This window comes from Dehalococcoidales bacterium, from assembly GCA_030698765.1.
Taxonomy (GTDB): domain Bacteria; phylum Chloroflexota; class Dehalococcoidia; order Dehalococcoidales; family UBA2162; genus JAUYMF01.
In genome coordinates, this window is record JAUYMF010000176.1 from 1 (window position 1) to 7,262 (window position 7,262).

9 protein-coding genes are annotated in these 7,262 nt (G+C 55.3%); 2 read left to right on the forward strand and 7 right to left on the reverse strand.

The features are described 5' to 3' along the window. Positions 1–189: 189 nt before the first annotated feature. The 3 genes from Q8Q07_08910 to Q8Q07_08920 form a co-directional block, all read right to left on the reverse strand. Positions 190–1,533, reverse strand: a complete 1,344-nt coding sequence (locus Q8Q07_08910) for an ATP-binding protein (protein ID MDP3880405.1) — start codon at positions 1,531–1,533, stop codon at positions 190–192. Next, a complete protein-coding gene (locus Q8Q07_08915; GenBank protein MDP3880406.1) occupies positions 1,523–2,218 on the reverse strand; it encodes a response regulator transcription factor in 696 nt (231 codons plus the stop codon). The genes Q8Q07_08910 and Q8Q07_08915 overlap by 11 nt, the downstream gene beginning before the upstream one ends. A gap of 151 nt (positions 2,219–2,369) precedes the next feature. Then, on the reverse strand, positions 2,370–2,789 hold the full coding sequence (locus Q8Q07_08920; protein MDP3880407.1) for a hypothetical protein: 420 nt from the start codon (positions 2,787–2,789) through the stop codon (positions 2,370–2,372). Positions 2,790–2,944: 155 nt separating this feature from the next. On the opposite strand from Q8Q07_08920, the gene rsfS reads away from it, so the two are divergent. Further along, the gene (gene rsfS / locus Q8Q07_08925) at positions 2,945–3,280 is read left to right on the forward strand and encodes a ribosome silencing factor (GenBank protein MDP3880408.1); all 336 of its coding nucleotides are present in this window, start codon (positions 2,945–2,947) and stop codon (positions 3,278–3,280) included. Here the strand turns inward: rsfS and ndk are convergent. Genes ndk through thiL form a run of 4 tightly spaced genes read right to left on the reverse strand, consistent with a single transcriptional unit; the run spans position 3,274 to position 6,021 of the window. Then, entirely contained in the window at positions 3,274–3,687 is a 414-nt protein-coding gene (ndk, locus tag Q8Q07_08930; protein ID MDP3880409.1) for a nucleoside-diphosphate kinase, read from the reverse strand. The two genes, rsfS and ndk, sit on opposite strands and share 7 nt — an antisense overlap. 59 nt (positions 3,688–3,746) lie before the next feature. Then, positions 3,747–4,427 (reverse strand): tRNA (adenosine(37)-N6)-threonylcarbamoyltransferase complex dimerization subunit type 1 TsaB, encoded by a 681-nt coding sequence (gene tsaB / locus Q8Q07_08935; protein MDP3880410.1) that lies wholly within the window; start codon positions 4,425–4,427, stop codon positions 3,747–3,749. Between the two features lie 10 nt (positions 4,428–4,437). Then, positions 4,438–4,959 (reverse strand): tRNA (adenosine(37)-N6)-threonylcarbamoyltransferase complex ATPase subunit type 1 TsaE, encoded by a 522-nt coding sequence (gene tsaE, locus Q8Q07_08940; GenBank protein ID MDP3880411.1) that lies wholly within the window; start codon positions 4,957–4,959, stop codon positions 4,438–4,440. Positions 4,960–5,007: 48 nt separating this feature from the next. Next, positions 5,008–6,021 carry a thiamine-phosphate kinase gene (thiL, locus tag Q8Q07_08945; GenBank protein ID MDP3880412.1) on the reverse strand — a complete coding sequence of 338 codons (1,014 nt, stop codon included), beginning with the start codon at positions 6,019–6,021 and terminating at the stop codon, positions 5,008–5,010. A 172-nt stretch (positions 6,022–6,193) separates the two neighbouring features. Here thiL and Q8Q07_08950 point away from each other — a divergent pair, with 172 nt between their 5' ends. After that, complete coding sequence (locus Q8Q07_08950) at positions 6,194–7,195, forward strand: NAD-dependent epimerase/dehydratase family protein (protein ID MDP3880413.1); 1,002 nt, start codon at positions 6,194–6,196, stop codon at positions 7,193–7,195. Positions 7,196–7,262 lie beyond the last annotated feature (67 nt).

The window sequence follows — 7,262 nt, forward strand, 5'->3', positions numbered from 1 at the left end:
ATTGCGAGACCATTCCGGCAGAGCCGGAAGGCGAAGCAATCTCGGCGGGGGCGGAATTATCCCTTACCCCCAGATTGCCACGTCGTCCACCGGAGGCGGACTCCTCGCAATGACAACACGAGTAACGTGCTTTTTATTGGAGAACGATTCGTTTCACTTCTTGAGCGAAAAATAATGCGTTACACCACACTAGCCTGATACCGGGACTGTGAAGGTAAAGCGGCTCCCCCTGCCCAGTTCGCTCTCAACCTCGATATTGTCTCCATGCGCCTCCACCAGGCGTTTGGCGATGGTCAACCCCAGCCCGTTACCGCCGGTAGCCCTGGTGCGGGACTTGTCTACCCGGTAGAAACGCTCAAAGATATAGGGCAGGTCTTCTGCGGGGATGCCTTCCCCGCTGTCAGCCACCGTTATTGCTATCCGATTGCCAGTCTGCCGGGCGGTAACGTTGATTTCCCCGCCTTCAGCGGTGTGCGCCACGGCATTCTCCAGCAGGTTACGCAACACCTGACTGATGCGGTGAGCATCGATATTCACTGCGGGCAATCTCTCGGGTAACTGCGCAGCCATTGATACCATCTTGGCCCGCGCCTTGGGCTGTACCGCGGCCACGGTCTGATTGATCAATTCCGCGATGTTGCCTGTCTGGTAAACCAGCTTTAGTTCACCGGCCTCAGCCAGAGTCAATTCCTGAAGATCATCAACCAGCCGTGACAGCAGTGTCGCTTCCTCGTTAAGCGAGCGGATAGTTACCTCATCCGGTTCTAGCACGCCGTCTCTAACCGCTTCCAGGTATCCCTTGATGTTGGACAGTGGAGTCCTCAGCTCGTGGGCAACGTCGGCGACCAGGTTCTGCCGTAACCGTTCGCCGCGTTCCAGGTCGGTGGCCATAGAGTTGAATGTGACGGCCAGCTCTCCCAGCTCACTGCTGTCCTTGACCGGCACTCTCTGGGTAAAATCTCCATGCCCGAGGCGTTTGGCCGCATGAGTAAGGGCTTTAACCGGAGCCAGGATCCGCCGCGACAGGAAGAAAGTGATGACGAACGCAATGGCGACGGCGATTAGACCCCCCCAGAGGAAAAATAAGCCTATCGTTTTGAAAAGGATCTGGAGCGAGCCGAAAGCCAGTTCCGACGAAGACCTCTGTGGTACGTAGAGTATGCCGATAGGACTCCTCTGCCACCAGTTAGAGACCGGTCTTCCCGGTGAATCAGACCAGTAGAATTTCCCCAGGAGCTCTCCTCTAGAATCGGCGACGACCATCCCTTCAACATCGGTCAGGATAATACGCTGCTCGTAAAGGCTCCCCCACTGCTCGACAAAGGCCTGGATTCCCTGCCAGCTATTGTGTCTCAAATAATAGCGGGATAGCTCAACCTCCATACGCCCGGCGCGCGTCTGGTCAACCCTCTCCTGAAAACGGCGGATTTCACTCTGCGTAGCCTGATTCAGGAAGAACAATACTGACCCGATGGTGACCAGTACCACCAGGGTAAAGGCAAGCAGCAGGCGAAAGCGTAAGCTATGAATCAACTTCCGCCTCCGAGAACTTGTACCCGGCTCCGTAAACTGTTTTGATATACCTGGGTTGACCGGGGTCCGGTTCAAGCTTGCGCCGCAGGTTCAGGATATGGACATCGATAGTACGGTCAAAGCCCTCGAAATCGAAACCCAGGGCACTGGCAATAAGCTGCGCCCGGCTGAAGACCCTCCCCGGTTCTTTGACCAGTACCCCCAGCAGCTTGAACTCCACCGCTGTCAGGTTCAGAGGTCTTCCTTCCAGAAAGGCTTCATGCCTGAGGAAGTTGATTGTCAGCGGGCCATGCTTAATTTCGTCAGGCCCCCTCTCGCCGGGTAAACGCCTGAGCACTGCCCTGACTCTGGCGGCCAGCTCCCTCGGGCTGAAGGGCTTGGTCACGTAGTCGTCCGCTCCCAGTCCCAAACCTGTGAGCTTGTCTTCGTCGGTAGTCCGCGCCGTGAGCATAATTATCGGCACATCGGATTCACCCCTGAGAGTACGGCAGACCTCAAGGCCATCCATGCCGGGCAGCATCAGGTCCAGAACGATAAGGTCAGGGTGACCCTCACGGGCCAGGCGCAGGGCCTCAATGCCGTCGTAAGCGGTAAGCACCCGGTAACCATCCCGGTTCAGATAGAGCTTGACCAGCTCTACCGTTTTCGAATCATCGTCAACCACCAGGACTCTCTTCCCTGCCATCTGTTACCCCCTAGCGGTTCAGTTCTCTTTACAACAATCTTATAACGTAAATGTTAAGAAAATATTAACACGAGATTTTGGCCACAGAAAAGAGAGAAAGGGGGAATTCCCCCTTTCTCTCCAATGCCAGCCAATTAAAAATTCCGGTCACTTACTGCGCGGGAGCAGTTGGTGCATTCCAGCCACGAATCCCGTGCATACCGCGCATACCGGGGAACTTACCATGTCCGGAGAAGCCAAACCCGAAGGGGACATCAGGCCGGGCTTGTTGCCACTGCAGGTAAGCGTCAGCCTGCTCCTGGGTTATCCTGCCCTGCTCCACCAGAGCCTGGAATTTGTTAATAAGGGCTTCGGTGCGCATATCGCTACGGGCCCGGGTAAAGGCGTTCTGAAGCTGCTCAGAGGTAATATTGACACCGTCATCCACCAGGATTTGAGTAACTCTGTCCAGTAGCGTCCGCGGCTGGCTATCATCCCCGTCTTCCTGGGCCAGGACTATCCCTCCCAGACCGCCGAACAAAAGGACACCCGCCAGTACCACAGCAATAATCCACTTTTTATTACGCCGCATCCGGTGTTACCTCCTTGTTTTGATTTCTTAGTAAAATTGTAGCAGCTAAATACTAAAATCCCGTTAAGATATTGAACTGGACTTAGTGCCGATTACTGGTATAATTAGTTAGCGGAGAAAAAAGATTACCATGGGAGGACTGCCACCTGGAAGGCCTGGAAGTAGCCCATCGAGCGGTAGAAGCCATCAGCGATAAGCAGGGCAGCGACATTGTGCTGCTGGATGTACGCGGCATCTGCAGCTTTGCCGATTTCTTTGTTATCTGCAGCGGTGAGAGCGAAAGGCAGCTCAAGACCATCTATGAAGAGGTGGAACACGCTCTGAAGAAAGAAGGCGTGCTTCCGCTCCACCGTGAAGGCGCACTGGACTCGGGCTGGCTCCTTCTCGATTTTGGAGATGTTATCGTGCACATCTTCGCGCTAGCAGAGCGCGAATACTACCAGCTTGACCAGCTGTGGAGCAAGGCCGTTCCCGTGGTCAGAATTCAATAAATTTCATCATCGCTGAAGAATAGCCTGACTTCCTTTTCAGCGGTTTCCACCGAATCAGAACCGTGAACGGCGTTACGCTGAATATCCGAACCGAAGTCCCGCCGGATAGTGCCCGCCTCCGCCTTCGCCGGGTCAGTGGCCCCCATTATTTTTCTGATGGTCTCAACCGCGCCTTCGCCCTCAAAAACAATAGCGACTATGGGAGCGGAGGTAATATAGTCTATCAGGTCGTTAAAGAAAGGTTTCCCGTCATGAACGGCGTAATGCCGCTTGGCTAAATCCTTATCCAGGTGCAGCATTTTCAGCGCCGCAATCCTGAGTTCCCGTCCCTCGAGACGGGCGATTATGGCGCCGGTTGACCTTTTCTCCACTGCGTCGGGCTTAATTAGAACCAGGGACCTCTCCATATTGAATAAATCTCCTTTCTTTACTGAACCGGCAGTATGACTACCGGCGCGATATCTAATCAACGGTGTTTGGCCTTGGTTATCGAGGGGCCGCGCAAATATAGCGGTTGCAGAGTAGCCGGGTCATCAAATTCGCTGTCCCGCCATCGTCGCAGTCCCAGTTCCGCCAGGAAACCGGCCCGCCGCAAACCGGCCGCCGCGGACGGGATTATGGCTTTCCGCCCGAGCCGCTGGACTAACTCGGCGCTGACCGCGGGCATAAATTCCCCGCAGAACACTGTTTCCCCGGTTATCCCGGAGCATAGCGCCTCCACCGTAGTAATATGCTCGGCGGTAAGTTGCCGCCACTGGTCTCCCCGTTGCTGGTAGAGGGCAGCGGCAATCTCTCCCCGCCCGGCATTTAGAATCGGGCAGACTGGCAGTCCCGTCCCGGCGTGTGGGTAAGCTTCCGCTTCCAGGGTACTGATGCCGAGTATCGGGATATCCAGGCTGAAAGCCAGCCCCTTGGCCGTGCTGATACCCACCCGTAACCCGTTGTAGCTGCCCGGTCCTCTGGCCACGATGATTCCCACGGCTGATTTTAAGCTTAACCCGGTCTGACGCAGCAGGTGAGAGAGATTAGGGGTGAGTTGCGTGGTATGGTTCTGCCCGCAGCGCCAGGTCAGCTCGGCCAGCACCACGCTGTCCTGGACCAGGGCTAAACTGGCGGTATCGGTCGCCGTATCCATCGCTACCAGCATACTTTGAACCTCAATCTGACTCCCGATGATTAGCTTTCTGTTGAGAACCCAGCGGCAGACCAATAGAATTCTCTTTCAGTTGCGTCATTATTTCATGGTAGCGCGGACCGACTGGCTCCAGCCGGAAACTACGCTCGACCTCATCCAGATAGCTGATTCTAATCAGGATGTGTTCCGCAGGCAGGATACTCAACGCTTTATCCGCCCATTCTATTACAGAAACACCCCGCCCGTACAGATAGTCATCCAGTCCTAAATCCATACTTTCCTCGATACGGTCGAGCCGGTACAGGTCAATATGGTAGAGGGGCAGCCGCCCGTACAGTTCCCGGATGATAACGAAAGAAGGACTGAGCGCATATTCCTGGATGCCCAGACCCCGGGCAATACCCTGGGTCAGGCAGGTCTTGCCCGCTCCCAGATTTCCCACGAGCAGGAAAACGTCACCGGGCTGGGCCAGTTCGCCGAGGCGCTTACCCAGTTCCTGCGTCTGCTCCGGGCTATGGCTGACCAATTCCAGTGAACTCATCATAAAGCAATTCAATTTTAAATTAGGACGAAGCAGGTGGCAGACCGGAGCCTATCCGGTGGTGAAATGCTCCCACCCCGTTCGAGCCAGGTCAAGCGTGTTTCCTCTGGCATCCACCAGGACTACTTTACCTTTCTGCTCAGCGGTAATCTCTCCGATTATCGTCACCGGGCAGGTAACCGCCGCCTGCACCTTACTGATAACTTCAGCGCTGGCGGTAAACAGAAGCTCATAGGCCTCTCCCCCCGATAACGTCAGTTCCAGCGCCCTCTCCCCGAAGTTTTTCCGCACCTCAGGCAGGATAGGCACACGCTCAACCTCGATACGGGCGCCAACCTGACTCGCCTGGCAGATATGCCCCAGGTCACCGATCAAGCCATCGCTGATGTCTATCGCCGTTTTCACTCCCTGGTCTACCAGCACCTGCCCCTCAACCACCCGCGGGTACGGTCGCTGGAAAGCTCTTTTCAAAGAAATGGCCGCTTCAGCATCAAACTTCAGGTCTTTGGTCAGCATCTCCAGCCCGGCTGCCGCCGCTCCCGGATAGCCGGTAAACGCCACCTTATCACCGGGTTTGGCCGCGGAGCGGGTGAGTATCCCCCGCTCCCGGCTGCCATTGCTGCCCAAGACGGTAATGTCGAGAACCACCAGCGGCGCATAGCTGATATTCCCGCCAGCGATAGCCACCCCGAACTGTCCCGCCAGTCCCAGCATCCCCCGGTAGAGCGCGGTAACATCGGCGACCTCGGTAGTGCCGGGCAGAGCCAGTGATACCAGAGCATACCGGGGCAGGCCACCCATGGCGGCGATATCGCTCAGGTTAGCCGCCAGCGCCCTCCAGCCCAGGTCCTCCCAGGAAACAATGTCCAGGGTGAAGTGGACACCCTGAATCAGGGAATCCACGGTAACCAGCTGAATGGAGCTGTCGCCTGACCAGGCGGCGGCATCATCGCCGATACCGAGGATAAGCTGCTGCCAGGCTTTCTGTTTCTCATCACGGGCGGCATAAGCCATCTCCGCCAGCTGGTCAATCAGGCCGAATTCACCAATCTCGGAAACCTTCACAGCGGAATTATAACATGAATTCAGAAGGGGGTCACGCTGGAGGCGGCCATCGGTCAGCGTTGCCTTTTCAAACCGGGTCTGCTATTTTATAATTAATCAATTCAGAAATACCGCCTGGAATATTTCAGGAAAACAGACGGGGACGGGAATACAGGAGAAAATAGATAAATAAATGCATGAAGACTATTTAAAAGAATACAAAGATAAAACGATACTTATCACCGGCGGCGCGGGCTGTATCGGCTCCAACCTGACCCGAGCCCTGATTAAGGCGGAAGCGGCGAAAATTGTGGTTCTTGACGACCTCTCCGCCGCGGCAAAATGGAATGTCCCGGAACACCCGAGTGTCGTCTTTCTCAAGGGCAGTATCCTTGATGAGGAAGTCCTCAAACGTGCCTTTCGCCAGAGAGTTGACTACGTTTTTCACCTCGCCGCCCACTTCGCCAATCAGAACTCGGTGGACCACCCGGAGACTGACCTTATAGTCAACGGGCAGGGCACACTGAAGATGCTGCAATACTCTCATCTCGCCGGGGTTGACCGGTTTGTCTTCGCTTCCTCCGGCTGCTCCGTCTATGGCAGCCAGGCTCCTCTGCCGTTGAAGGAGGACTTTGTTTCCACTCATCTTGACACGCCCTATCAAATCACCAAGCTCCTGGGAGAGCTTTACTGCAATTTCTATTACAATTACTACGGTCTGCCGGTAGCTATCGCCCGCTACTTTAATGTCTACGGGCCCGGTGAGATACCCGGGGCCTACCGCAATGTCATTCCCAACTTTATCTGGTGGGCAATTCACAATCAACCCCTGCCCATTACCGGCACCGGTGAAGAGACACGGGACTTCACTTTCGTTGAGGACATCGTTGACGGCACCCTGAGACTGGGTATAGTCCCGGAAGCGGTCGGTGACGCCTTTAACCTGGCTTCGGAGAAAGAGACCACAGTGGCTGACATCGCCAGCATGGTGAACGCCATCACCGAGAACAGCTCCGGCATCAAGCTGGTAGCCCGCCGGGACTGGGACCAGATTACGCGGCGCCGGGCTTCCATCGAGAAGGCAAACAGGATTACCGGCTACCAGCCCAAAATGAACATTAAAGATGGCATCAGGCAAGTTTATCACTGGATTATAGAGAACAGGGATAAGATAGAAAAGGATGCCATATTTTAAGTTTCAGGGTTCGAGTTTCAGGGGGTAGAATGCCGGACAAACTAAGAGTGGGAATAGTTGGCTGTGG

What these genes read in the sequence shown, in the direction of transcription:
- Q8Q07_08915 (MDP3880406.1), bottom strand. Translation starts at nt 2,218, where the DNA reads ATGGCAGGGAAGAGAGTCCTGGTGGTTGACGATGATTCGAAAACGGTA.
- Q8Q07_08920 (MDP3880407.1), bottom strand. Translation starts at nt 2,789, where the DNA reads ATGCGGCGTAATAAAAAGTGGATTATTGCTGTGGTACTGGCGGGTGTC.
- ndk (MDP3880409.1), bottom strand. Translation starts at nt 3,687, where the DNA reads ATGGAGAGGTCCCTGGTTCTAATTAAGCCCGACGCAGTGGAGAAAAGG.
- tsaB (MDP3880410.1), bottom strand. Translation starts at nt 4,427, where the DNA reads ATGCTGGTAGCGATGGATACGGCGACCGATACCGCCAGTTTAGCCCTG.
- tsaE (MDP3880411.1), bottom strand. Translation starts at nt 4,959, where the DNA reads ATGATGAGTTCACTGGAATTGGTCAGCCATAGCCCGGAGCAGACGCAG.
- Q8Q07_08950 (MDP3880413.1), top strand. Translation starts at nt 6,194, where the DNA reads ATGCATGAAGACTATTTAAAAGAATACAAAGATAAAACGATACTTATC.